This window comes from uncultured Erythrobacter sp., assembly GCF_947499705.1.
Classification (GTDB): Bacteria; Pseudomonadota; Alphaproteobacteria; order Sphingomonadales; family Sphingomonadaceae; genus Erythrobacter.
This window is the reverse complement of sequence record NZ_CANMPJ010000001.1, coordinates 1,256,281-1,279,400: the sequence shown is the minus strand read 5'-3', so window position 1 is coordinate 1,279,400 and position 23,120 is coordinate 1,256,281. Positions and strand designations below refer to the sequence as shown.

The window sequence follows — 23,120 nt, the reverse complement described above, 5'->3', positions numbered from 1 at the left end:
CTCTCGCATGCGGCACGCAGGAGCTCGCCACAAGGGCGATTACGAATAGACTAATCGCATTCCAAACCGAACGCGGCACGCTGCGACTCCGTTAGTTATCAAGGCTAACGGGTAAACAATTGTGGTTAATCCGGCAAGGATCGGGCAGTTCAGTGACTTAACTCAATCCAGTTTTGCGGTTCAATCGAAGCTGTAAGCCAGCTCCAGATCACCCCAGCGTTTGCCCTTGATAGTCAGCGGAACATAGACGTTGCGCACGATCCGATAGGTCTTGCCGTCGCCTTCCTGCCGGTAAATCGCCATCATGTAAGGCGCGTCGCTTTCCTTGGCTTTTCGGTCGATCCTCTCGAGGATCTTGCGCCCATTGCGGCAATATCGAATGTCATGCGCGGGATTGCCAGTCGGCTTGCGTGACCAATCGGTGATGTGCGTAGGAAGGAAGCCGTTCATGTCGGATTCCGAACACATGATGATCGCGCCACCTTCCGCGTAGAGTGCATCGTTTACCGGGCGCCAGTTGGCATCGGCCCAGTCGCTCAATGATGTCCGATACAATTGCGGATCGGTCCCGGCGACTTCCTGATATTGGACATCGAACAACTGCGCCTCGGTCAACTCGCCAGCGTCGATTGCCCGTTCGGTCGCCTCTTTAAGGTCAGATGCAATGCCCTGCGCCCTGTCGACCATCGCACTGTCTTCCGGACTCAGGCCAGCCTGCACGATCCGGTCGAACATCTCGCTCGCAGTCAGTTCAAGCTCGCCCATGCGTGTGTGAGCGCCCTCAAGCTGACTTTCATTGGTGCGCGCGGCTGCATCGTAACTGGTCAGGACTCGTTGCACAGCATCCACATGCCCGCTGATCGTACCCGTTGAACGCGCGATCACATCATTCTGCTTATCGACCTCCTCGACGAGTTCGCCGACGCTGAAGATCGTGTTTTCGATCCGTGCAACCGATGCCTTTGCATCGCCACTTGCCTGCGCGCCTGCCTCGATCCGGCCGATGACCGTGCTCGCCTCTTCGCCAAGTGCTTCAACGGTTTGAGTAATCTCTTCGGTGGCCTTGCGGGTATCGTTGGCGAGGCTCTTCACTTCGCTGGCAACCACCGCAAAGGTCCGACCTGCTTCGCCTGCCCGCATCGCCTCAATGGTCGCATTCAGCGCCAGGATGTTAGTCGTCTCGGCAATGTTATCGATGTCCTGCGCGCTGCGGCGTACCTGCTCGATCGCGGCGGAAAAGCTGGTCACATGCTGGCCGAGCGTATCCACCAACTCAAGCAGTGAGTTGATCTGCGCCAGTGACGATTGAATCAGCGAGGTGCCCTCGCCCAATCGTTCGATTGCGCGCTCGGACAAAAGGCGCGCTTCGTCGCTGGCTTCAGCGACTTTTGTCTGATCGGCTTCGAGCGCGCTGACGGTTCCGCGCAAAGCTTCGTGTTCTTCTCGCAGTTTCTCGGACGACTGGATGACAGCCTCGACCACACCGGCCACATCGGTGCACCCGACCGTCACGGCACCGCAACTTTCAGGAATTTTCTCGAGGGCGGTTGCGCTGCTGGTATCGACTGCGATCGGTTTCATTGTTGGCCTCTGTCTTGCGGAGACCGGCAGTAAGCGGAGATGGTTAGCGAAGGCTTAAATTGAGAGGCTCTCTCCCTCGTAATGGGGCTGGAATGTGAGCACTCGCCCGGCTAGACGACTCCCATGTTTTTCAATTTCATCGACGAACTGCGCGAAGCCGGTATCGGCGCGAGCTTTAAGGAACACCTCACGCTGCTCGAAGCGCTTGAGAAAGAGGTGATCGAACAGTCACCTGAAGCGTTCTATTACCTGTCGCGTGCGACCTTCGTGAAGGACGAAGGCCTGCTCGACCGGTTCGATCAGGTGTTCCACAAAGTCTTCAAAGGGATCATGTCTGACTACGGTCAGAACCCCGTCGATATTCCAGAAGACTGGTTGAAATCTGTCGCGGAGAAATTCCTGTCCGAGGAAGAGATGGCTGAGATCGAGAAGCTCGGCGACTGGGACGAGATTATGGAGACGCTGAAAAAGCGGCTCGAAGAACAGGAAGAGCGCCACGAAGGCGGCAACAAGTGGATCGGCACCGGGGGCACATCACCGTTCGGCAATTCGGGCTACAATCCGGAAGGCGTGCGGATTGGCGGCGAGAGCAAGCACAAGCGCGCGATCAAGGTCTGGGAAAAGCGCGAATTCAAGAATCTCGACAACACCAAGGAGCTTGGCACCCGCAACATCAAGATGGCCCTGCGCCGCCTGCGCCGGTTTGCTCGCGAAGGTGCAGCGGACGAGCTTGATCTCGATGCAACGATCGACGGCACGGCCAAGCAAGGCTGGCTCGATATCCATATGCGGCCAGAACGGCATAATGCGGTGAAGCTGCTGCTGTTCCTGGATGTCGGCGGATCGATGGACCCGTTCATCAAGCTGGTTGAAGAACTGTTCAGCGCGGCCACGGCAGAGTTCAAAAATCTTGAGTTCTTCTACTTCCACAACTGCCTGTACGAAGGCGTTTGGAAGGACAACCGCCGCCGGTGGCAGGAGCGGACCAAAACGTGGGATATCCTTCACAAATACGGGCATGATTACAAAGTGATCTTCGTCGGCGATGCAGCGATGAGTCCCTACGAAATCACCCACGCTGGCGGCTCCGTGGAGCACATGAACGAAGAAGCAGGGACGGTGTGGATGGATCGCGTATCCAATACCTACCCCGCAACCGTCTGGCTCAATCCGGTGCCCGAAAAGCAGTGGAGCTATTCGCAATCGACGAAGATGCTCAAGCAATTGGTTGGCGACCGGATGTTCCCGCTGACGCTGGACGGGCTGGACGACGCAATGCGAGAACTGAGCCGGAAGCAAGGGCATTGATCCAAGATAGAAGATCCCCCCAACCTGTGCTAAGTCAGAGTGAATACAGGGAGGCTTATCGTGCGATCTTCGTTCCTCATTCTGACCGCGCTACCGTTCTTGATGGTCCCTGCCTCCGCGGATGACACAAATCTCAAAATGCCGCTGAACAACCCCGCATATGTGTCTCCTGCAAAACCCTGGACAACGATCGAGAATGCAACGAAGCCGGTCGTGTACGAAACCCAAAGAGGCGTAAGACTAGGCACAATCGACCCGCAAGACTGCCGTGACCGCATATCCAAGGCACGCGAAGCGCTCGGCCTACCACCGCAGCTCGATCGCGAGCCAGCTTCGCCCGACAAGCCGCACCTGATTTATGCCGTTGATCGGCGGCAGGATGGCTGTTCGGTGATGGTGATGAAGGGCAATCGCGACGATATTCGCCAATTGCCACTCCCACCGAGGGGACCGTTTCTCAGGATCCCTGCGGAAACCATCGACGAGTAAGGCTGGCGCGCTCGCATCTCCGCTGCCATATTGCCTTTCCGGGGTGGGCAAGAGATGACCAACATACCAACAGGAAAGCGCGCTGCGCCCAACCGGCTTGAGCCGGGGACGATCCTCAACAACAATTACAAGATCGAGCGCGCTATCGGTGAAGGCGGCATGGGCAAGGTATACCTCGCTTCCAACACCTTCATCGAAGAAGACAAGGTCGCGATCAAGATGATCCGGTCCGAGCAGGTGCATGACGAGTTGGTACGCGAAATGTTCGGCAAGGAAGTCCGCGCAATGGTGCGGATCACCAACCCGCGGATCGTGTCGTATCGCACTTTTGCGCATGACCCGGACCTCGATCTGAGCTTTGTCGTCACTGAGTTCATCGACGGTCCGAGCCTCGAGAAACTGATCAAGAACGATCAAGATTTTGGCACTGAAGAGTTGCTGACGCTGCTCACCGAAATCTGCATCGGACTGCGCGCGGCTCACAAAGCCGGGGTCATCCACCGCGACCTCGCTCCGGACAACATCCTGCTGGAGGATGGCGACCTAGACCGTCCCAAGATCATCGATTTCGGAATCGTAAAAGACACGTTGCAAGGTGAGACAATCGTTGGGACCGGGTTTGCCGGCAAGCTGAACTACGTAGCGCCTGAGCAATTGGGTGAACCGGAATACGAGATCGGTCCGTGGACCGACATTTACAGCCTCGCTCTGGTGCTGCTCGGCCTGACCAGCGGCAAAGAGATCGATATGGGCCACACGCCCGGCGCTGCGATCCGCAAGCGGCATGAGCCGATTGATCTGTCATCTGTCGACCCGAAGCTGCGCTCGTTGTTGTCCGATATGCTGGCCACGCACCCTGATCACCGCCTGCGTTCGACCGAAGAGGTGATGATGCGGGTGGAGCAGATCCAGCGCGGTGAACCCGATCCCGAACCGTGGCCCGACAACGCGGACAAGACGGTGATGATCCCTGCAGAGAAGCTCAACGCTCTGTATCGCCCCGCCAAGGAACCGACTCCGACGCCAACTCCTGCCGCGCCCGATCCATCATCCCATCCTGCCTTCGAAGCTATTCCGCATGCTCCTGCCACGGAAGAGGTCGAAGAAGACTGGGAAGAAGAAAGCTACGACGATGACGAGTACGACTATGAGTATGAAGAGGACGCGCCGAACCAGACCGCCGGCAATGTTGTCCTCCTAATCATCCTGTTCGCAGCCATCGCCGCCCTCGCCGCATTCGCAGCGATAACGTTCGGCGGCATTGAGATCTGACCCCTCAATACAGCAAATGCTGCTTCACATCGGCGATCCATGCGGCTTCGTCATGCGACGCCATTGCATCGAGATCGTGCGGCGACGCAGCGGCATCATCGACCCATTCGCGCAGCGACGGCCCGCCATTGATGACGTCGATCGCGAGCCGATCGAGCTCGTACTCGTAGGGAAAATCGCGCCACAGATCGTAGCTCGGATAGAGCCGCCGGATCGCCTTGAACGCCAACGCCTGCATCCGCCACGGCTTGAACGCACCGTGATCATAGTGCGGACCTTCTGCATGAATCATCAATGCGTTGCAGAGCTTTCCAGAGTGTTTGTGAAAGGTTGGTTCAAACCAGCATTCACGCAGTCGCGCGCCCTGCAACCAATCCGGTGCGAAGCGTTGCATCTCCGCCAGCACAGCCTTCGCATCAATGTCCGGAGCGCCGAACAAAACCTCCAAAGGCCGAGTTGTTCCGCGCCCTTCGGACACGGTTGCGCCTTCGATCATCACGGTCCCGGCATAGCAGCGCGCCATGTTCACACTGGCGGCATTCGGGCTCGGATTGATCCATACGCGTGACGTCGGCCAGCCACTCCCTTCGCCGTCAGGCTGCCAGCCTTCCATCGCGACCACGCGGTAGCTGACGTCGAGACCAAAATGCGCGGTGAACCAATGCCCCATCTCGCCCAAAGTCAGGCCATGACGCATCGGCATCGGTGCGGCACCCACGAAGCTCTCGTGTCCTGGCACCAGCATCGTCCCTTCGACCGGACGGCCAGCGGGGTTCGGACGATCCAGAACCCACACCTCTTTGCCGTGCTTCGCCGCCTCTTCGAGCAGATAGAGCAGCGTGGTGACGAAGGTGTAGATGCGGCAACCAAGATCCTGCAGGTCGAACAGGAAGACATCCGCGCTCGACATCATCTGGCCTGTCGGACGGCGCACCTCTCCGTAAAGCGAGAACACCGAGATGTTGTAATGCGGATCGAGCTCGTCAGCCGTCTCGACCATATTGTCCTGCTTGTCGCCTTTCAGCCCGTGCTGCGGCCCGAATGCGCTGGTCACATTCACACCCGCCGCAATCAGCGCATCGAGGCTGTGCGTCAGGTCTTCGGTCACGCTGGCAGGATGCGCGACAAGCGAGACACGCTTGCCATTTAGCGCTCCAAGCAAATCCGGGTCGGCGAGCAGGCGATCTATTCCAAATTTCATGGCATTCGAGTTGGAACAGCCAATCGCCAAACGCAATGGTGTTTGCGCCTCTATCCGCGTATGGCCCCCAACATGGATTGGACCATTGCGATCATCGCCGCCGCTTGGGCGATCATTCTCGGCGGAGTGGGTGGATTTCTGACCGAGATCGGCCCGTGGTACCGCAAACTGAAGAAGCCTAGCTGGCAGCCGCCCGATTGGCTGTTCGGCCCGGCATGGACCGTGATCCTCGGTCTTGCTGGCTGGAGCCTGTACGTGGCGGTCACAAGCGCGCCGACGCTTGGCGACAAAGCCTTCATTGGAGGGCTTTTCCTGGCCAATTTCGCCGCGCATTTCGCCTGGTCGCCTTTGTTCTTCAAATTCAAGCGTCCAGACTTCGCGCTGTTTGAAGTCGTCTTCCTGTGGCTGTCCGTGCTGGCGCTGGTCGTATTCCTGATGCCCTATACCGAGTTCGCAGCCTGGCTGAACGTGCCATACCTTGCATGGGTCAGCTTTGCCGCATTCCTGAATTGGAAGATCGTGCAGTTGAACGGACCGTTCGGAAACAACGGCGTAGAAGCCTGATCGCCCCCGCGAAGTTGCCACAATTGACACCCTGTCAACCGTCCTGCTCCCAACTTTAGCTCTGAAATAATGCGATGTTTCGCGTTTTCGCGAAGTTGACACTTCTCCAACTCGAAATGCCCTTCGGGAAGAGCCGTAGGTCACTCTGATTTCTTCGTTGGGACAGCTGAACGGCATGCCCACTTGGTATCGGGCAACCGTGAAGTAGGAAAATGCCGACGTTGCTAGTCGCGCTCGACGATCATTTGCCGGCATGCCTCCGAGTGAAACTCAGGCTTACCCGGCGGAAAGGCGAGCGCCCAATATTGCTTGCCGCCATCAGCATGCTCGACGATCGCGTTGAGCGCCACTTGGGCTGGAGCAGGCAAATCCGCCGCCACGCTGGCTTTCAGGATCAACTCGCCGTCCGAATGCGAACACGACACCGCAATCGCATCGATGGGCGCATCGCGCATTCCTTCGCGAAACGCGCAGAAATCGTAGGCGGCCCAGCGGCCTGACGGCGAGAAATTGAACTCGCGATAATGCGTTTCTCCAATCGGCTGCCAGAACACTTCGAGACAGCTTGTCTTCCAAAGATCGTCGGTGCGCACAGATGGCCCCGCCGCTGGAAGCCGGATCGCCGAAACGTTTCCATCAAAGCGAAATTCGGCGTCGAACCCGGATGGAGTTGCCGTAATGGATGCGGTCACCGCCTTGATAGGGCCGAGATCGCAGGTCTGGTGAAGCATGAGCGGTTGCATGGCCCGCCTATCGCGAAGCGTGCACACATGAGCAAGTCACTTCCCCCGCCCCGCCCTCGCTGTTAAGCGCCAACGCCATGTCTGAAAGCTACGAATCCAATCTGCTGCGCCTGCTCGAAAAGCGCGGCCATTTGCACCAAATCACAGATGCGGGCGCGCTGGATGCGCTCGCCGCAAAGCAAGTGGTAACGGGCTATGTCGGGTTCGATCCTACTGCGGCGTCGCTGCATATCGGCAATCTCGCCTCGATCATGCTGCTCAAACGTCTGCAACAGGCAGGACATCGCCCGATCGTGATCATGGGCGGCGGCACGGCCAAGGTTGGCGATCCATCCGGCAAGGATGAAACGCGGCAACTGATGACCGAAGAGCGGCTCGCTGCGAACGTTGCCGGGATCAAAGGAAGTTTTGAACGGATCCTGCGTTTCGACGACAGCCCGACGGGCGCATTGCTGATCAACAACGACGATTGGCTCAGCAAGATCGGCTATGTCGAAATGCTGCGCGACGTCGGTCCGCATTTCACCATCAACCGAATGCTGACATTTGATTCGGTGAAGCTGCGGCTCGATCGGGAACAACCGCTCAGTTTCCTCGAATTCAACTACATGATCATGCAGGCCTACGATTATCTGGTGCTGGCGCGTGACTATGATTGCCGGCTGCAGCTCGGCGGCAGCGATCAGTGGGGCAATATCGTCAACGGGATCGAGCTCAACCGCCGGATCGACGGGCGTGAGGTGTATGGCTTTACCGCGCCGCTGATCACCCGCGCCGATGGTGCGAAGATGGGCAAGTCGGTCGATGGTGCGATCTGGCTCAACGAAGACGCCCTGCCTGCTTACGATTTCTGGCAGTACTGGCGGAACACGGATGACCGCGATGTGGGCAAGTTCCTGCGGCTGTTCACGGACCTTCCGCTCGACGAAATTGCCCGCCTCGAAACACTTGAGGGCGCGGAGATCAATGACGCCAAGGTCGTTCTCGCCAATGAAGTGACAAAGATGGTGCGCGGCCAGGAAGCCGCTGCGACTGCAGAAGCCACTGCGAAAGAGACATTCGCTGGCGGCGGAGCGGGCGAAGATTTGCCGACCCTCGCGGTCGGTCCCGACGGGCTCCGCATCGGTGCGGTGCTGACCGATCTGGGCTTCACTGCCTCCAACGGAGAAGCCAAGCGAAAGCTGGCCGAAGGTGCGGTGAAGCTGGACGGAGAAACCGTGAGTGATCCCGGCTTTGTCGTGTCACCCGGCGAAGGCGACAGCCTGAAGCTCAGCCTCGGCAAGAAGAAGCACGCCATCGTCACCCGGTAGCGGTTCGGCGGCGAAGCTTCGTCGCTGCCAACGCACACCTCCGGCAATTCTGCCTCGCGAGCGGCCCTAGTGGTCTCTCGCGCCTTCCGACCTGTCCCACGCGCTTTACCAAATGTCAGCCTTTCTGCCCCATTAGGGACTTTACTCGCATAATAATGGAGGGTCGGGGACTGTGTCTGCCGGAGCAAACCTGAGTGTAACTGACATGCGCCGCGCGGCGCGCCATCCGGTGGATTTCCCGGTAATCGCCGAACATCATGTTCGCGGCGATATGAATCTTCACATCTCCAATCTGTCTGCACACGGCTTTATGGTCGATGATGCAGCCGATCTTGGCCGCGGCGAACGCGTGATCATTCGCCTCCCGGTCGTCGGCCGGATTGAGGCATATGTGATCTGGACCCGCGATGACCGCGCCGGTTTCCAGTTCGAGCGGATCATCCGTCTCGACGATTTCGTGTCGATTATCGACACGCTTCAGCCGAACCCGCGCCTGCGCCGCAATCGCTGAAGCAAGCATCGATCCAAGCTAGACTAACCCGCCGCATACATTCGTTGGCTTGGCAGCACGCATAGTGCCTGCCATGGCGGCGGCGTGACTGACGCTGTTCCAACTCACCCGTTCCAGGTTCACAACTTCCGCGCTTACTGGACCGCGCGGCTGACCATGACGCTGGCGCAATACGCCATGCTGCTGGTCATAGGGTGGCAAGCGTATAATCTCGCACGCGACAGCGGCATGAACATCGCCGAGGGTTCGGGCACGCTTGCTCTGATCGGCTTACTGCAATTCCTGCCGCTCTTTTTCCTCACACCGTTCAGCGGCCTGGCCGCTGACCGATTTGATCGACGCTCTTTGGGCCTGCTTACCGTCATCCTCCAACTGGGATGCGCGGTAGCGCTCGCCTGGTTCAGCTGGATCGACGGCGTGAGCCTTAGCCTGTTGTTCGGCATATCGATTGTGCTTGGTGTCGCGCGTGCTTTTGCGGGACCGGCATTGTCGTCCCTCGCACCAAACCTTGTACCGAAGGCGATATTGCCAACGGCGATCGCGCTTTCCTCGATCTCATGGCAGGCCGGCGCACTGGTAGGGCCGGCAATAGGCGCCGTGCCCTACGCTTTCGAACCCGCCCTTCCCTATGTGATCGCAACCGCACTCTTCGCCGTGTCCGCGCTGGCGTTGCTGCAAGTCGGCAAGGTTCCTCAGCCCGTAATGCGCAAGGACCAGCGTCCGATCGGCGCCATCATCGACGGCCTTCGCTATGTGGTGAAGAACAAGATGGTGCTGAGCACGATCACGCTGGATCTGTTCGCGGTGTTCCTCGCCGGAGCCAACGCGATGATCCCGGTCTTCGCACGCGACATCCTGCAAACCGACGAATTCGGTCTGGGCATGCTGGCATCGGCAACTCCGGCAGGCGCATTGATGACGGCGATCTTCTTCTCTTTCCGTCCGCTCAAAACACAGGTTGGACCGAAGATGCTGGGCGCGGTGGCGGTTTTCGGGATCGCCACAATCGTGTTTGGCCTCTCGACCAGCCTTCCACTCAGCCTTGCCATGCTGTTTATCATCGGCGCGGCGGACATGTTCAGCGTCTATGTGCGCCAATCCCTGATCCAGCTCCACACGCCGGACGACAAACGCGGCCGGGTATCCTCGGTCAGTATGATGACGATCAGCGCCTCGAACGAAGGCGGCGACGCGTTTTCCGGCAGCCTCGCATTCCTGATCGGTCCGGTGGCGGCCATCATTGCTGGCGGTGCAGGCGCGCTTGTAACCGTTTTGCTCTGGAGCCGAATATTCCCAGTACTACGAACAACGAAGAGCTTCGATCCGCCCGCCGATCTGCTAGAAGGCGAGCAATCAAAAAATCCCCAGGAGGCCTGATATGAAAGCTGCAAACATCCTCGAGACAATCGGCAACACCCCGCATATTCGCCTGTCGCGGCTGTTTCCCGATCATGAAGTTTGGCTGAAATCGGAGCGTTCTAACCCCGGTGGCTCGATAAAGGATCGTATTGCGCTGGCGATGGTCGAAGATGCCGAAAAGGCAGGCAAACTGGCTCCCGGCGGCACGATTGTCGAACCGACCAGCGGCAACACCGGCATCGGCCTCGCCATGGTCGCCGCCGTCAAAGGTTACAAGCTGGTGCTTGTCATGCCGGAATCGATGTCGATCGAGCGCCGCCGCTTGATGCTCGCCTATGGTGCGACGTTCGACCTGACACCCAAGGAAAAGGGCATGAAAGGCGCGATCGAACGCGCCACGGAGATCGTCCAATCGACCGAAGGCGCATGGATGCCGAGCCAGTTTGAGAACCCGGCGAATGTCGCAGTTCACGCCCGCACGACCGCCAAGGAAATTCTCGCCGACTTCGCGGATACTCCGGTTGACGTCATGATCACCGGGGTCGGCACCGGTGGCCACCTGACGGGCTGCGCTGAAGAACTCAAAAAGCATTGGTCCGGCTTCAAAGCCTACGCTGTCGAGCCCGAACTTTCCCCGGTCATCAATGGCGGCCAGCCCGGCCCTCACCCAATCCAGGGCATTGGTGCTGGCTTCATCCCGGATAACCTCCACACCGACGCCATCGACGGCGCGGTTCCAGTCAATGCCGACAACGCCAAGGAAATGGCACGCCGCGCTGCGAGCGAAGAAGGGATGCTGATTGGCATTTCCTCAGGCGCGACGCTCGCCGCCATCGCGAAGAAGCTGCCGGAATTGGACGCCGGCACGCGCGTCCTCGGCTTCAACTACGACACCGGTGAACGATACCTCTCAGTGCCGGAGTTCCTGCCGGTCGAATAAGCGCCCAGCGTTCCGGCGATCACGAAAACCGGTTCGCCGAAACTGCATTTCGTCTGTCGAAGCGTCGCGACCAGTCGTCGTTAACGGCGTGAAGCGTCGCGTTTCGACAAGCATCGTCCCTCATCGCACACTAGTGTCACCTTCGGGTCGCACGCTGCAAGATGGAGGGTGCGATGGGCTTGTCGAATGCATTTGGACTGCTTTCCAACGATCGCAGCAAGCCGCTGCATTACCGTTTTGCAAAGAAGCAGCGCCACAAGATGAATTCGGTGATCGCAAACAGTTCGTTGATTTCGAACGATCCGGTGCTCGATTCTGCTCAGTTCGACTGGAGCAGCAAGCTATCGCGCCACTGGGAAGCGATCCGAGATGAGGCGCTGGCGATCTTCGAACATCGCGACGCAATCCCACCGCTGCGTGAAGTGTCGCCCGACCACCGGCGAATCATGCGAGACAATTCATGGCGCAGCTTCTTTCTCGTCGGTTACGGCAACCGAATAGAGGAGAATATCGCGCGTGCACCAAAGACCGCCGAACTCCTCTCCCATATTCCGGGGCTTAACTCGGCGTTCTTCTCCATTCTGGCACCCGGAGCGGTGATAGTCCCGCATCGCGGCGTGACAAAGGCGTTCATGACCGCACATCTCGGACTCGTCGTACCCAAGCAACGAGAAAAGTGCTGGATGCGCATCCACGATCAGCGCCTGACATGGGGTCAAGGCAAGTGGATGGTGTTTGACGACACTTACGAACACGAAGTGCAGAACGAGACCGATGAAACGCGAATTGTGCTGCTTTGCCAGATAACTCGCCCGCTCAAGGCCCCTGGATCATGGTTGGCCAATGCGACCATGAACTACATCAAGCGCAGCCACTTCGTTCAGGACGCCAAGAGCAATCTTGCGGACTGGGAAAGAGTCTTCGCAAAGGCAGAGCGCGGCGAGCTGTAATCTTAATCCGATCTTGATGTGCGAGGCGCAAAGTCCGCCAGATCGGAGAATTGGTATGAAGTTCGTGAAGCTTGAATCGCGTGGCGGCAATTACATGGTCGTCGCGCAGAATATCGCGTGGCTGCGTACCGGAGAAAACGGCCAGACCAATGTGGGCATGGTTGGCGGTGCACCGTTGCTTGTGACCGGCTCAATCGAGGAAGTCGCCGCCAAGATCGGCGCCGACTAGGTTCAGGTTTGGACGAAAAAGGGCCGATCCCCCCGGACCGGCCCCTTTGGTGACGATATCGTAATCGCTTAAGCTGCGGTGGCGAATGCCTCCTCCGTCAGCTTCATCATGTTGTCGCTACCCGCTTCGAGCTTGCGGCGCAGCGCACCTGCATCCGGCAAAAAGCGCTCAATGTAGTAGGCAGCCGAGGTCAGTTTCGCTTCATAGAACGCTGCGTCTTCAGGCGAGCCTTCCAAAGCAGAAGTGGCAACCTTGGCCATCTTCAGCCACATAAAGCCGAGCGTCACGATGCCCATGATGTGCATGTAGTGATGCGCGCCTGCGCCGAGGTGGTTCGGGTTCTGCATGGCGTTCTGCATGAACCACATGGTTGCCGCTTTCTGCTCGCCAAGAGCCTTTTCAAGCTTTCCGGCCATCTCGGCCAGACCTTCGATTTCCTTGGCGCCTGCGATCTCTTCGTCGATTGCGGCGAAGAACGCCTGAACGGCGCGGCCGCCCTTCGATGCAAGCTTGCGCCCACACAGGTCCATCGCCTGAACGCCGTTGGTCCCTTCGTAGATCATGGCGATGCGGCTATCGCGCACGAACTGCTCCATGCCCCACTCTTTGACGTAGCCGTGCCCGCCATAAACCTGCTGCATGTTGTTCGCGATGTCGTAACCTTTGTCGGTGCCGTAGCCCTTGATGACCGGGGTCATCAGACCGATTAAGTCGTCAGCCAGCTGGCGCTCTTCTTCGGTCTGCGCTTTGTGCGACAGATCGACTTGCAAAGCGCCCCACAGGCACAGTGCGCGCATGCCCTCGTTGAACACCTTGGCGTCCATCAGCATGCGGCGAACGTCCGGGTGCACGAAGATTGGGTCGGCCTGCGCTTCAGGCTCAGCCGGGCCGGAAAGGGCGCGGCCCTGACGGCGATCGAGCGCGTAGGTGACAGCGTTCTGGTACGCGACTTCGGCCTGCGCCAGACCCTGAAGCCCGACACCGAGGCGCGCAGCGTTCATCATAACGAACATGGCAGCAAGGCCCCTGTTCTCTTCGCCGACCATCCAGCCTTTCGCGCCGTCATAGTTCAGCACGCAGGTCGCATTGCCGTGGATGCCCATCTTCTTCTCGATGGAGCCGCATGACACGCCATTCCGGTCACCCGGCTCGCCATTCTCGTCGAGAATGAACTTTGGCACGACGAACAGCGAAATGCCCTTCGAGCTGTCTGGAGCACCTGGGGTCTTGGCGAGCACGAGGTGGATGATGTTGCTGGTGAGATCGTGCTCACCGGCGGAGATGAAAATCTTGGTGCCGGTGATGGCGTAAGAACCGTCAGCCTGAGGCTCAGCCTTGGTGCGGATCATGCCGAGGTCGGTGCCGCAATGCGGCTCGGTCAGATTCATGGTGCCAGACCATTCGCCCGAAACCATCTTCGGCAGATAGAGGTCTTTCAGTTCCTGCGATCCGGCAGCCTGAAGCGCCGCAGCTGCGCCGCCAGTAAGGCCGGGATACATCGCAAACGCCTGGTTGGCGGTGCCGATATACTCTTCAAACGCGAAGCCCATCACGTGTGGGAGGCCCTGCCCGCCAAACTCTTCAGGAGCGGTCAAAGTCGTCCAACCGCCTTCGACGAGCTGATCATAGGCTTCCTTGAAACCGTCTGGTGTGGTGACCGAACCGTCTTCGTGCCGGGTGCAGCCCTGCTCGTCGCCAATCTGATTGAGCGGTGCGAGAACTTCGGAGCAGAATTTGCCGGCTTCACCGACCACTGCATCGATCATGTCCTGCGATGCGTTTTCGAAACCCGGCAAGTTGCCGTAGCTGGCGAGATCCAGCATTTCATTGATAACAAAGCGCGTGTCGCGAGTGGGGGCGGTATAAGTCGGCATCACTTGATCCCTTTATTGAGCGTTTGCGTGTCTATTTGTTTGCTTGGCGTGTCAGCCGAGGTCGAGTTGTTCGATCTCGCCAACAAATTCGGTCAGTTCCTTGATCGAGGAATCGATATCGGCGCGCTGCGCCTTGAGCTTGGCGATATGCGCCCTGCATTTCTCAATCGTGACGCGGCGTTGTTCGACCCGTCCATCGTCGAGATCGTAGAGGTCGATCATCTCGCGGATTTCGGTCAGGCTGAACCCGACATTCTTGGCCCGCATGATCCACGCGAGACGAGCCCGGTCGCGCTTTGAATAAACGCGGGTCAGGCCAACTCGAGCCGGGCTGATCAATCCTTCGTCTTCATAGAAGCGCAATGCACGCGCGGTGCAGCCGAATTCCGATGTCAGATCGGAGATCGAGAACTGTTCGCGCTCATGCTTGTCGGGCCGGTCCAGATGCGCGCCGTTGCGACGGCCTTCGCCTTCGGACGCTTTCGAATCAGTTTGTTGAGCAGGTGCTGTAGCCATGAGCTTCTGACTACCTTACCTTTACGTGAGCGTCAAGTATTGACCTTTACGAGAGCACGCGTGTCTTCAGCACCGGGATCTAACCGCCGATAGAAACAGCTCTGTTCGCCAGTATGGCATGTCGGTCCAGCCGGCCTCGCAGAAATCACCAGCGCATCCTGATCGCAATCGACCAGTATCTCTTCAACTTCGAGAACGTGCCCCGACGTCTCACCCTTCATCCAAAGCTTCTGCCGGGAACGCGACCAGAAATGCACCTTCCCGGTGGAGCGCGTTCTCGCCAACGATTCCGCGTTCATAAACGCGACAACAAGCACGCCGCCCGTAGCCGAATCCACTACCACTGCGGTTAGCAAACCCAGCGAATCGAACTTGGGCGCAAACTGCGTCCCGTGCTCACGATCATCGCGAGACAAATTGACGTCAGTCAAAGTTGCGGCTCCCAAATTGGTTAATTGAATCTTGCCGGATCGACGAGTTGAGCGCCAGATGCGACTGTTTGTTGCACGATAACCACAGACCCGCGCCAAAATCCATGGCGAACAAGGATTCACCTTCACCTGAGCAGGTCTGTTTGGAACAAGTCTCTCCACGAGCTTTAGCGAGTTCGTCCACCAGACAACGGCGCAGTATAGTGCCAGGTTCAGGGGGTGGTCGGATCAAGCCAACAGCGGGGTGTTGGAAGGTCTGATTGAACGATGAGGGATAGGAATCCTGATGGCGAAGTTAGGGGGTCGCCGTCTGAGCTCTTTAGAGCGGTTCCACATCATTTCGTCACGTGGCGCCCGGGGTCTTAACGACCTCGGGCGTTTCGTTTGTGGGATGTGTTTTCGCGAAGATAGCTGACGGCTCTCTGCCCCCGACCCCGCTCACCACCCGCGCGAAGCAGGCAATCCGCACCGACGCTGCCCCAGCTTCCAGCAAAGCCGCAACGCAGGCATCGCTTGTCGCACCGCTGGTGAGAACATCATCGACCAGGACGACGTCTCGACCTTTGAGCCGGTGTATCCGCGAGGCACGAGCCGCGATCGCACCGCGCAAAGCCCGCTCGCGTTCCTCTCGCCCCAACCCACCAAGGCTCGGCGTTCGCCTTATGCGCACCAGCGCATCGACGAAGAGTGTTCCCTTGCCACGTTTCTCAAGCTCCCGAGCCAGTAATGCCGCTTGATTGTATCCGCGCTCCCACAGCCTGAGCCTATGCAAAGGGACCGGGATCAGCAGAGGCTCCTTACCTTGCACCGGGTCGGGCAAGCGCGCGGCCATCAGCCTCCCGAGCAAACGTGAAAGCGCGATCTTGCCGCCATGCTTGAACGTCAGAATGAGTTTGCGAGAGGCATCGTCATAGAGGGTCGCCGCATGAATCCCCGAATGACGCGGCGGATCGAGCTGGCAAGGCGTGCATTCGGTGTCGCGCTTCGTGCCGTCGCTGCCCATTGGGCGATTACAGCTCTTGCACGCGGGCTCTCCCGGCACCTCCAGCTCAGCCCAGCACTCGACACAAAGCCCGCCCTGATCGGCAATGGCATCTCCGCACAAGGGGCAACGCGGCGGATAGACCAGATCGACGATCGGCCTCAGTCCCTCTTTCAGATTGGCGCCAAGGCGCGACCCTATGCCCATGGCCCAAGAAGTCGCATATCTTGCACTCCCGAGGCAAGCGCGTCAGGGCTACGCACATGGCCACATCGCAAGTCCCGAACATCTTCGACCGCAAACAAGCCGCCGCGAAATGGGCGCGCGCGCGCTCTCGTCAATCGATCGGCGGGGCGACGTATCTCGCTGACACAATGGCGAAGGATATCGCCGAGCGGCTCGACTTCATGCGCTTCGAACCGGCCAAGGCACTGATCGTCGGAGAGGCGAGCGGAGAACTGCAATCGTCACTCGCCGCCAAAGGTACGGCAGGCAATGTCGGGCTGCTCGGCACCTTCGACGAAGAGCAACCGGGTCCGGTCGCGATGTTTGACCTGATTGTTCACCTGCTCGGCCTGGGCATGGTCAATGACCTACCCGGTGCGCTGATCCATGGCCGCAACGCTTTGGCAGAGGGCGGATTGTTCATTGCCGCCTTCCCGGGTGCTGGAAGCCTGCCGGTGTTGCGCCAGATCGCGCTCGAAGCCGATGGCGAACGTCCAGCGGCTCGCGTCCATCCCCAAGTCGATATCCGCGCAGCGACGGGCCTCATGGAGCGCGCCGGGTTCAAGCGGCAGGTGGTCGATTCCTACCCGATCCGCGTGCGTTTCCCGTCCTTTGAGCGGATGATCAACGATCTGCGCGACCATGGCCTGACCCGTTCGCTCACATCGCCTGTTCCCTCGTTGACCCGCGACTGGCTGGAACGCGCGAAGACGGCGTTCGACGCGCTGAAGGAGGACGACGGCAAAGTCGTCGAAACCTTCGAGATTCTCGTTCTGACAGGTTGGAAAAACTAGTCTTTCAACGCAGCTTGCGCCGCTGCGAGGCGGGCGATCGGCACGCGGTATGGCGAGGCGCTGACATAATCCAGGCCGACCTTCTCGCAGAAAGCGATACTCGCCGGATCGCCGCCATGCTCGCCGCAGATGCCGAGCTTGATATCAACCCGCGTTCCCCTGCCCCGCTCCGCTGCCAGTTCAACCAGCTGGCCAACCCCATCGATATCGAGGCTGACAAACGGGTCGCGCGGGAAGATGCCCTTGTCGACATAAGGCGCGAGGAAACGCGCTGAATCGTCGCGGCTCACACCAAGAGTCGTCTGCGTCAGGTCGTTGGTGCCGAAGCTGAAGAATGCGCCTTCCTCGGCGATTTCACCGGCCATCAGAGCCGCACGCGGCAGCTCGATCATTGTGCCGACCAGGTATTCGACCCGGGCGCCCTGCTCTTCGAAGACTTCTTCGGCGACGCGGTCGACCAGCGCCCGCAAGATCGCCAGTTCGCGCTTGGTGGCGACCAGCGGGATCATGATTTCGGGCAACGGCGCTTCGCCGCTTGCCTTCTGCACAGCGCAAACCGCTTCAAAGATTGCACGCGCCTGCATTTCGTAGATTTCCGGGAATGTGATTCCCAGTCGGCAACCGCGATGGCCCAGCATTGGGTTGAATTCGTGGAGTTCTCCCGCGCGGCGCCTGAGGTGGTCGACACCTAGCCCGGTCGCGTCCGCGAGTTCTGCAAACTCGGTGTCGCCATGCGGCAGGAATTCGTGCAGCGGCGGATCAAGCAGCCGGATCGTACACGGCAGGCCGGCCATCACTTCAAAAATCGCGGTGAAATCCTTGCGCTGTTCGGGCAGCAGCATCTCAAGCGCTTTGCGCCGTCCGGCCTCATCTTCAGCAAGGATCATCTGGCGCACCGCGCTGATCCGGCCAGCGTCGAAGAACATATGCTCGGTCCGGCACAGCCCAATACCTTCCGCGCCAAACTGCCGCGCCATTTTGCAGTCCGCTGGCGTTTCCGCATTGGTACGCACGCGCATCCGGCGCAGCTCGTCGGCCCACACCATCAAAGTCCCAAAGTCACCGACAAGCTCTGGTTCGATAGTCGGCACAATCCCGAGCATCACCTGCCCGTTTGCGCCGTCGAGTGTGATTTCATCGCCTTCTTTGAGTTCGGTCTCGCCAATCCTCAAAGTTCGCCCGTCGCGATCAATCGAAACGCCGCTTGCGCCGGAAACACAGGGTCTACCCATCCCGCGCGCAACCACCGCAGCATGTGACGTCATGCCGCCGCGCGCAGTCAGGATACCCTGCGCGGCGTGCATGCCGTGAATGTCTTCGGGGCTGGTCTCCACCCGGACCAGAATCACCTTGTCGCCGCGGTTGACCCACTGCTCGGCTGTATCGGCATCAAGGACGATCTTGCCTGCCGCCGCGCCCGGTGAAGCCGGAAGGCCGGTGGTCAGCACATTGCGCGCAGCATCAGGATCGAGCGTCGGGTGAAGCAGCTGATCAAGCGCCATCGGATCGACCCGGCGCACCGCCTCTTTCTGGTCGATCAACCCTTCGCCGACCATCTCGACTGCCATTTTCAGCGCCGCCTTGGCCGTGCGCTTGCCCGAGCGGGTTTGCAGCATCCAGAGTTTGCCGCGTTCCACGGTGAACTCGATGTCCTGCATGTCGCGGTAATGGCCTTCGAGCAGGTCGAACACGCGCGCCAGCTCGGTGTATGCGTCAGGCATGGCCTCTTCCATGCTCAGCGGCTTGGCATTCGCCGCCTCGCGCGCGGCCTTGGTCAGGTATTGCGGCGTGCGGATGCCCGCGACAACGTCCTCGCCTTGCGCGTTGATCAGGTACTCGCCGTAATAGGCCCGCACGCCCGTCGCCGGGTTACGAGTGAACGCAACACCGGTGGCGCTGGTGTCGCCCATATTGCCGAACACCATCGCCTGCACGTTGACGGCAGTGCCCCAATCGGCCGGAATGTCGTTCAGGCGTCGATAGACCTTGGCGCGGTCGCTGTCCCAGCTATCGAAAACTGCGCGGATCGCGCCCCAAAGCTGCTCGGTTACATCCTGCGGGAATGGCTTGCCCAGCTCCGCTTCAGCGATGCCTTTGTACTCGGCGACAATCGCTTTCCAGTCTTCAGCCGAAAGCTCAGTATCCGCGTAAAAACCATTGTCTTCCTTGCAGATTTCCAGCGCTTCTTCGAAAAGACCGTGGTCAATCCCGAGCACAACGTCGGAATACATCTGGATGAAGCGGCGATAGCTGTCCCATGCGAAGCGTTCGTCTCCGCTGGTGCTTGCAAGCCCTTCAACCGTTGCATCGTTGAGGCCGAGGTTCAGCACGGTGTCCATCATGCCCGGCATCGAAACACGAGCGCCCGAGCGGACCGACACGAGCAGCGGGTCGGCGGCATCGCCAAAGCTCTTGCCGACAGCCTGCTCGATATGCGTCAGCGCTTTCGCAACCTCGCCGCGCAGTTCCTCCGAGAAATCCGCACCATCCTGGAGGTAGCGGACGCTTTCTTCGGTCGTGATCGTGAAACCCGGAGGGACCGGCAGCCCGATGCTCGCCATCTCGGCCAGGTTCGCGCCCTTCCCGCCGGTGACGGTCTTGTCCTTCTGGCGAGCGTCATCATGAGCGGCGCTTCCGCCGAATGGGTAGACCGTCTGGATCATCAACCTTCAATCCTCGAAAAATCGGCGACGCGGTGGACCGCATCACGAAAACGCGCCAGCAAATCGAGCCGGGCTGACCGCTTGGTGGGGTTGTCATCATTGACCGTAACCTGATCAAAGAACGCATCAATCGGCGCGCGCAGGCTCGCAAGCGCAGCCATGGCGGCTTCGAAGTCTTCGGCTTCGATGGCCTGCGCGGCTGTTGGAGCAGCGGAATCAAGCGCATCAGTCAGCGCCTGCTCGGCGGGTTCTGGTGCGGGGTTGGCCGCGCCGGGCTCCCATTCCTCTTTCTTTAGGATATTGGCCGCGCGCTTGTATCCGGCGAGGAGGTTTGCACCATCATCCCCAGTTAGGAATGCAGTTAGCGCCCTAGCCCGAGCCTCAACACGATCCAGTCTGAGGTCGAGCGATCCTGCCCAATCATGCGATGCTTGAATGTAATCGTGTCGCACACCCTCTTCGCGCAACTGGACGGCGAGACGATCCAAGAGAAACTCGCCAAGCTTGGCGGCAAGCACAGCGTTTGGCTGGCTATCCCAAGCATGAACCACAGTGTCGAGCGAGAGTTTCAGACCGTTTGTTTGAACCAAGCGAATATACCCAAGGGCCGCTCGACGGAGAGCAAAGGGATCCTTCGAACCGGTCGGCAGGATATCGATCTTGAAGAAGCTCAGGAGATTATCAAGCTTGTCTGCAAGACTGACGGCCACCGTCGTGGGAGCAGTTGGCACGTCGTCGCCCAGCCCCACAGGCTTGTAGTGGTCGCGGATCGCGTCGGAGACTTCTTGCGGCAAGCCTTCCTTCTCTGCGTAGTATCCGCCCATCAAGCCCTGAAGCTCCGGGAACTCCCCGACCATCTCAGTGACCAAGTCAGCCTTGCACAAGTCGGCGGCCTGCCGGGTAAGTTGATGGTCGCCGTTGGGCTCTTTCGCATCGAAAACCAACCACGACGCCAGTTTGGCAACACGGTCCACCTTGTCGGCGACCGTGCCGAGCTTCTCGTGGAACGTGATCCGCTCCAGTTTCTGTGCATGCTCGGCCAGCGTCGTCTTCTGATCCAACTCCCAGAAAAACCGCGCGTCGCTCAAACGCGCCGCCAGCACCTTGCGGTTGCCGTCGACGACCACTGCCGGATCGACCGCGTCGATATTGGCGGTGCAGATAAAGGCATTGGCGAGCTTCTTGCCAGCATCCTCGCACACGAAGTATTTCTGGTTCACCCGCGCGGTCAGCTGGATAACCTCCGGAGGAACGTCGAGATAGCTCTCGTCGAAACGGCCAAGCAGCGGCACCGGCCATTCGGTCAGACCAGCATTCTCGACCACAAGGCCTTCATCTTCGACCAGCGTGAGCCCTGCCGCTTTGGCGGCAGCTTTCGCGCCGGCGCGGACCATGTCCTGACGTTCTTCGTGATCGACGATCACATGCGCATCGCGCAGCTTCTTTGCGTAGTCGTCCGCCCCGGCCACTTCGATGGTGCCGGAGTGATGGAACCTGTGCCCCACGGTCTCGCGACCGCTGGCAAGCCCATCGGTGAGGCACGGTACAACCTCGCCATCAAGCAGCGCCACGATGCCCGACAGCGGCCGCACCCATTTGAGGCTTTCGGAGCTGATTGAAGCCTCGCCCCAGCGCATGCTCTTGGGCCAGGAGAAATCGCGGATGATCGCAGGGATTGCGGCTGCGAGCAGATCGCTGACGGCCTGACCCGGCTTTTCGATCACTGCAAAGTAAGTCGCGCGGCCTTTGACGTCGCGCTCTTCCAACTGGTCGCGGGTAACGCCGTTCTTGCGGCAAAAACCATCGACCGCCTGATCGGGCGCACCGACCGGCGGGCCTTTGGCTTCTTCGCGCACCGCCTCGGTTTCGATCGGCAGGCCTTTCGCGATCAGAGCGAGCCTGCGCGGGGTCGACCAGACTGTGATCTCACCCACGGCAACGCCAGCGGTGTCCAATTCGCGACGGAACAGCTTTTCCAACTCGGCGCGCGCACCCTTTTGCATGCGCGCAGGGATTTCTTCGCTGCGAAGTTCGAGCAGAAAATCGGCCATCAGACGAGACTCCAGCCCGGATATTTCTCGGCCCATTCAGGCGCCATCTTCTCGGCGTACTTTTCGCAAGACGAGCGCGCGAGGTCGCGGACCCGGCCCATATAGCTCGCGCGTTCCTGCACGCTAATCACGCCGCGCGCCTGCAACAGGTTGAAGATGTGGCTGGCTTCGATCGCCTGCTCATAGGCGGCAATCGGAACGCTCGCGGCGAGCGCATTCTGGCACTCGGCCTCGGCCTTGTTGAACAGGTCGAACAGCCCGTCTGTATCGGCGACTTCGAAGTTCCATTTAGACATCTGTTTCTCGTTCTCGAGAAACACGTCGCCGTATGAAACGCCGTGCTGGTTGAAAGCGAGGTCGTAGACGCTGTCGACGCTCTGAATGTACATTGCGAGGCGTTCGAGCCCGTAGGTCAGTTCACCCGCAACTGGCTTGCAATCGAACCCGCCCATTTGCTGGAAATAGGTGAACTGGGTGACTTCCATTCCGTCACACCAGACCTCCCAGCCCAGCCCCCATGCGCCGAGCGTGGGCGATTCCCAATCGTCCTCGACAAAGCGGATGTCGTGCTTGAGCGGGTCGATCCCGATCGCACGCAGGCTGGCAAGATAAAGTTCCTGAATATCGCCAGGCGATGGCTTCAGGATCACTTGATACTGATAATAGTGCTGCAACCGGTTCGGGTTTTCGCCATAGCGACCGTCGGTGGGGCGGCGGCACGGCTGAACGAACGCCGCATTCCACGGCTCCGGCCCGAGCGCGCGCAGAGTGGTTGCGGTGTGGAACGTCCCTGCCCCCATACGCATGTCGTAGGGTTGCAGGATCACGCAGCCATTCGCGCTCCAGAAATCATGCAACGTCAGAATCATGTCCTGGAATGAACGACGCGGATCGCGACCCGAATCGCCGGGCTTCGCAATCGATTCGCCAGAAGGGGTTTTGACCTCGGATTCCATGCGTCGCGCCATGGCTTATGCCCCCAACAGCGTCAATGATGCAGTGCAGCATTCGCCCAGTTTCCACCGCTCAAACACGCAGAATTCTGCGGTTTTGGTCAGGCTCGCGTTACTAAAAGTCAGGTCTTGTTGACACAGTCAGTGAATCGCGACATAAAGTAAGGGCAACCT

General features: G+C 59.4%; 21 protein-coding genes. 11 read left to right on the top strand and 10 right to left on the bottom strand.

Annotation, left to right across the window (positions count from 1 at the left end; genetic code table 11):
* Positions 1-180: 180 nt before the first annotated feature.
* Positions 181-1,581, bottom strand: a complete 1,401-nt coding sequence (locus Q0837_RS05985; protein ID WP_298466416.1) for a methyl-accepting chemotaxis protein — start codon at positions 1,579-1,581, stop codon at positions 181-183.
* 123 nt (positions 1,582-1,704) lie between these two features.
* Between Q0837_RS05985 and Q0837_RS05980 the strand changes: the two genes are divergently transcribed.
* Genes Q0837_RS05980 through Q0837_RS05970 form a run of 3 tightly spaced genes read left to right on the top strand, consistent with a single transcriptional unit; the run spans position 1,705 to position 4,650 of the window.
* On the top strand, positions 1,705-2,889 hold the full coding sequence (locus Q0837_RS05980) for a VWA domain-containing protein (protein WP_298466414.1): 1,185 nt from the start codon (positions 1,705-1,707) through the stop codon (positions 2,887-2,889).
* A 60-nt stretch (positions 2,890-2,949) separates the two neighbouring features.
* On the top strand, positions 2,950-3,378 hold the full coding sequence (locus Q0837_RS05975) for a hypothetical protein (protein ID WP_298466412.1): 429 nt from the start codon (positions 2,950-2,952) through the stop codon (positions 3,376-3,378).
* Positions 3,379-3,432: 54 nt separating this feature from the next.
* Positions 3,433-4,650, top strand: coding sequence for a serine/threonine-protein kinase (locus Q0837_RS05970; protein ID WP_298466410.1), 1,218 nt, complete (start codon positions 3,433-3,435; stop codon positions 4,648-4,650).
* Between the two features lie 4 nt (positions 4,651-4,654).
* Here Q0837_RS05970 and Q0837_RS05965 read toward each other — a convergent pair whose 3' ends face one another.
* Complete coding sequence (locus Q0837_RS05965; protein WP_298466408.1) at positions 4,655-5,851, bottom strand: DUF1343 domain-containing protein; 1,197 nt, start codon at positions 5,849-5,851, stop codon at positions 4,655-4,657.
* 72 nt (positions 5,852-5,923) lie between these two features.
* On the opposite strand from Q0837_RS05965, the gene Q0837_RS05960 reads away from it, so the two are divergent.
* The gene (locus Q0837_RS05960) at positions 5,924-6,415 is read left to right on the top strand and encodes a TspO/MBR family protein (RefSeq protein WP_298466406.1); all 492 of its coding nucleotides are present in this window, start codon (positions 5,924-5,926) and stop codon (positions 6,413-6,415) included.
* A gap of 224 nt (positions 6,416-6,639) precedes the next feature.
* Here the strand turns inward: Q0837_RS05960 and Q0837_RS05955 are convergent, their stop codons facing one another.
* A complete protein-coding gene (locus Q0837_RS05955; RefSeq protein ID WP_298466404.1) occupies positions 6,640-7,158 on the bottom strand; it encodes a hypothetical protein in 519 nt (172 codons plus the stop codon).
* Between the two features lie 77 nt (positions 7,159-7,235).
* Here Q0837_RS05955 and tyrS point away from each other — a divergent pair, with 77 nt between their 5' ends.
* From tyrS to Q0837_RS05925, 6 genes are all read left to right on the top strand, one after another.
* Positions 7,236-8,468 (top strand): tyrosine--tRNA ligase, encoded by a 1,233-nt coding sequence (gene tyrS / locus Q0837_RS05950; protein WP_298466402.1) that lies wholly within the window; start codon positions 7,236-7,238, stop codon positions 8,466-8,468.
* Between the two features lie 172 nt (positions 8,469-8,640).
* Positions 8,641-8,979: a PilZ domain-containing protein gene (locus Q0837_RS05945; protein ID WP_298466400.1), complete on the top strand. Its 339-nt coding sequence runs from the start codon at positions 8,641-8,643 to the stop codon at positions 8,977-8,979.
* An 84-nt stretch (positions 8,980-9,063) separates the two neighbouring features.
* Positions 9,064-10,356 carry an MFS transporter gene (locus Q0837_RS05940; RefSeq protein ID WP_298466398.1) on the top strand — a complete coding sequence of 431 codons (1,293 nt, stop codon included), beginning with the start codon at positions 9,064-9,066 and terminating at the stop codon, positions 10,354-10,356.
* A 1-nt stretch (position 10,357) separates the two neighbouring features.
* A complete protein-coding gene (gene cysK, locus Q0837_RS05935) occupies positions 10,358-11,278 on the top strand; it encodes a cysteine synthase A (RefSeq protein ID WP_298466396.1) in 921 nt (306 codons plus the stop codon).
* A gap of 173 nt (positions 11,279-11,451) precedes the next feature.
* Entirely contained in the window at positions 11,452-12,228 is a 777-nt protein-coding gene (locus Q0837_RS05930; RefSeq protein ID WP_298466394.1) for an aspartyl/asparaginyl beta-hydroxylase domain-containing protein, read from the top strand.
* Between the two features lie 55 nt (positions 12,229-12,283).
* On the top strand, positions 12,284-12,457 hold the full coding sequence (locus tag Q0837_RS05925; protein WP_298466392.1) for a hypothetical protein: 174 nt from the start codon (positions 12,284-12,286) through the stop codon (positions 12,455-12,457).
* A 68-nt stretch (positions 12,458-12,525) separates the two neighbouring features.
* Here Q0837_RS05925 and Q0837_RS05920 read toward each other — a convergent pair whose 3' ends face one another.
* From Q0837_RS05920 to Q0837_RS05905, 4 genes are all read right to left on the bottom strand, one after another.
* Positions 12,526-14,331 (bottom strand): acyl-CoA dehydrogenase C-terminal domain-containing protein, encoded by a 1,806-nt coding sequence (locus Q0837_RS05920; protein ID WP_298466390.1) that lies wholly within the window; start codon positions 14,329-14,331, stop codon positions 12,526-12,528.
* 51 nt (positions 14,332-14,382) lie between these two features.
* Complete coding sequence (locus tag Q0837_RS05915) at positions 14,383-14,847, bottom strand: MerR family DNA-binding transcriptional regulator (protein ID WP_298466388.1); 465 nt, start codon at positions 14,845-14,847, stop codon at positions 14,383-14,385.
* A gap of 32 nt (positions 14,848-14,879) precedes the next feature.
* Positions 14,880-15,278, bottom strand: coding sequence for a phosphoribosyl-AMP cyclohydrolase (gene hisI / locus Q0837_RS05910; RefSeq protein ID WP_298466386.1), 399 nt, complete (start codon positions 15,276-15,278; stop codon positions 14,880-14,882).
* Positions 15,279-15,621: 343 nt separating this feature from the next.
* Positions 15,622-16,467: a ComF family protein gene (locus Q0837_RS05905; protein WP_298466384.1), complete on the bottom strand. Its 846-nt coding sequence runs from the start codon at positions 16,465-16,467 to the stop codon at positions 15,622-15,624.
* Positions 16,468-16,523: 56 nt separating this feature from the next.
* Between Q0837_RS05905 and Q0837_RS05900 the strand changes: the two genes are divergently transcribed.
* Positions 16,524-17,279, top strand: coding sequence for a methyltransferase (locus tag Q0837_RS05900; RefSeq protein WP_298466382.1), 756 nt, complete (start codon positions 16,524-16,526; stop codon positions 17,277-17,279).
* Here the strand turns inward: Q0837_RS05900 and ppdK are convergent.
* The 3 genes from ppdK to Q0837_RS05885 are packed head-to-tail and all read right to left on the bottom strand — an operon-like array spanning position 17,276 to position 22,862.
* Positions 17,276-19,942, bottom strand: coding sequence for a pyruvate, phosphate dikinase (gene ppdK / locus Q0837_RS05895; protein WP_298466380.1), 2,667 nt, complete (start codon positions 19,940-19,942; stop codon positions 17,276-17,278). The genes Q0837_RS05900 and ppdK overlap by 4 nt on opposite strands.
* Positions 19,942-21,993, bottom strand: a complete 2,052-nt coding sequence (gene glyS / locus Q0837_RS05890; RefSeq protein ID WP_298466379.1) for a glycine--tRNA ligase subunit beta — start codon at positions 21,991-21,993, stop codon at positions 19,942-19,944. Before glyS ends, ppdK begins: the two co-directional genes overlap by 1 nt.
* The gene (locus Q0837_RS05885; RefSeq protein WP_298469807.1) at positions 21,993-22,862 is read right to left on the bottom strand and encodes a glycine--tRNA ligase subunit alpha; all 870 of its coding nucleotides are present in this window, start codon (positions 22,860-22,862) and stop codon (positions 21,993-21,995) included. Before Q0837_RS05885 ends, glyS begins: the two co-directional genes overlap by 1 nt.
* Positions 22,863-23,120 lie beyond the last annotated feature (258 nt).

Excerpts from the sequence above, each read along its gene's own strand:
- Q0837_RS05985 (WP_298466416.1), bottom strand. The coding sequence starts at position 1,581 with ATGAAACCGATCGCAGTCGATACCAGCAGCGCAACCGCCCTCGAGAAA.
- Q0837_RS05980 (WP_298466414.1), top strand. The coding sequence starts at position 1,705 with ATGTTTTTCAATTTCATCGACGAACTGCGCGAAGCCGGTATCGGCGCG.
- Q0837_RS05970 (WP_298466410.1), top strand. The coding sequence starts at position 3,433 with ATGACCAACATACCAACAGGAAAGCGCGCTGCGCCCAACCGGCTTGAG.
- Q0837_RS05965 (WP_298466408.1), bottom strand. The coding sequence starts at position 5,851 with ATGAAATTTGGAATAGATCGCCTGCTCGCCGACCCGGATTTGCTTGGA.
- Q0837_RS05960 (WP_298466406.1), top strand. The coding sequence starts at position 5,924 with ATGGATTGGACCATTGCGATCATCGCCGCCGCTTGGGCGATCATTCTC.
- Q0837_RS05955 (WP_298466404.1), bottom strand. The coding sequence starts at position 7,158 with ATGCAACCGCTCATGCTTCACCAGACCTGCGATCTCGGCCCTATCAAG.
- tyrS (WP_298466402.1), top strand. The coding sequence starts at position 7,236 with ATGTCTGAAAGCTACGAATCCAATCTGCTGCGCCTGCTCGAAAAGCGC.
- cysK (WP_298466396.1), top strand. The coding sequence starts at position 10,358 with ATGAAAGCTGCAAACATCCTCGAGACAATCGGCAACACCCCGCATATT.
- Q0837_RS05930 (WP_298466394.1), top strand. The coding sequence starts at position 11,452 with ATGGGCTTGTCGAATGCATTTGGACTGCTTTCCAACGATCGCAGCAAG.
- Q0837_RS05925 (WP_298466392.1), top strand. The coding sequence starts at position 12,284 with ATGAAGTTCGTGAAGCTTGAATCGCGTGGCGGCAATTACATGGTCGTC.
- Q0837_RS05920 (WP_298466390.1), bottom strand. The coding sequence starts at position 14,331 with ATGCCGACTTATACCGCCCCCACTCGCGACACGCGCTTTGTTATCAAT.
- Q0837_RS05915 (WP_298466388.1), bottom strand. The coding sequence starts at position 14,847 with ATGGCTACAGCACCTGCTCAACAAACTGATTCGAAAGCGTCCGAAGGC.
- Q0837_RS05905 (WP_298466384.1), bottom strand. The coding sequence starts at position 16,467 with ATGGGCATAGGGTCGCGCCTTGGCGCCAATCTGAAAGAGGGACTGAGG.
- Q0837_RS05900 (WP_298466382.1), top strand. The coding sequence starts at position 16,524 with ATGGCCACATCGCAAGTCCCGAACATCTTCGACCGCAAACAAGCCGCC.
- ppdK (WP_298466380.1), bottom strand. The coding sequence starts at position 19,942 with ATGATCCAGACGGTCTACCCATTCGGCGGAAGCGCCGCTCATGATGAC.
- glyS (WP_298466379.1), bottom strand. The coding sequence starts at position 21,993 with ATGGCCGATTTTCTGCTCGAACTTCGCAGCGAAGAAATCCCTGCGCGC.
- Q0837_RS05885 (WP_298469807.1), bottom strand. The coding sequence starts at position 22,862 with ATGATTCTGACGTTGCATGATTTCTGGAGCGCGAATGGCTGCGTGATC.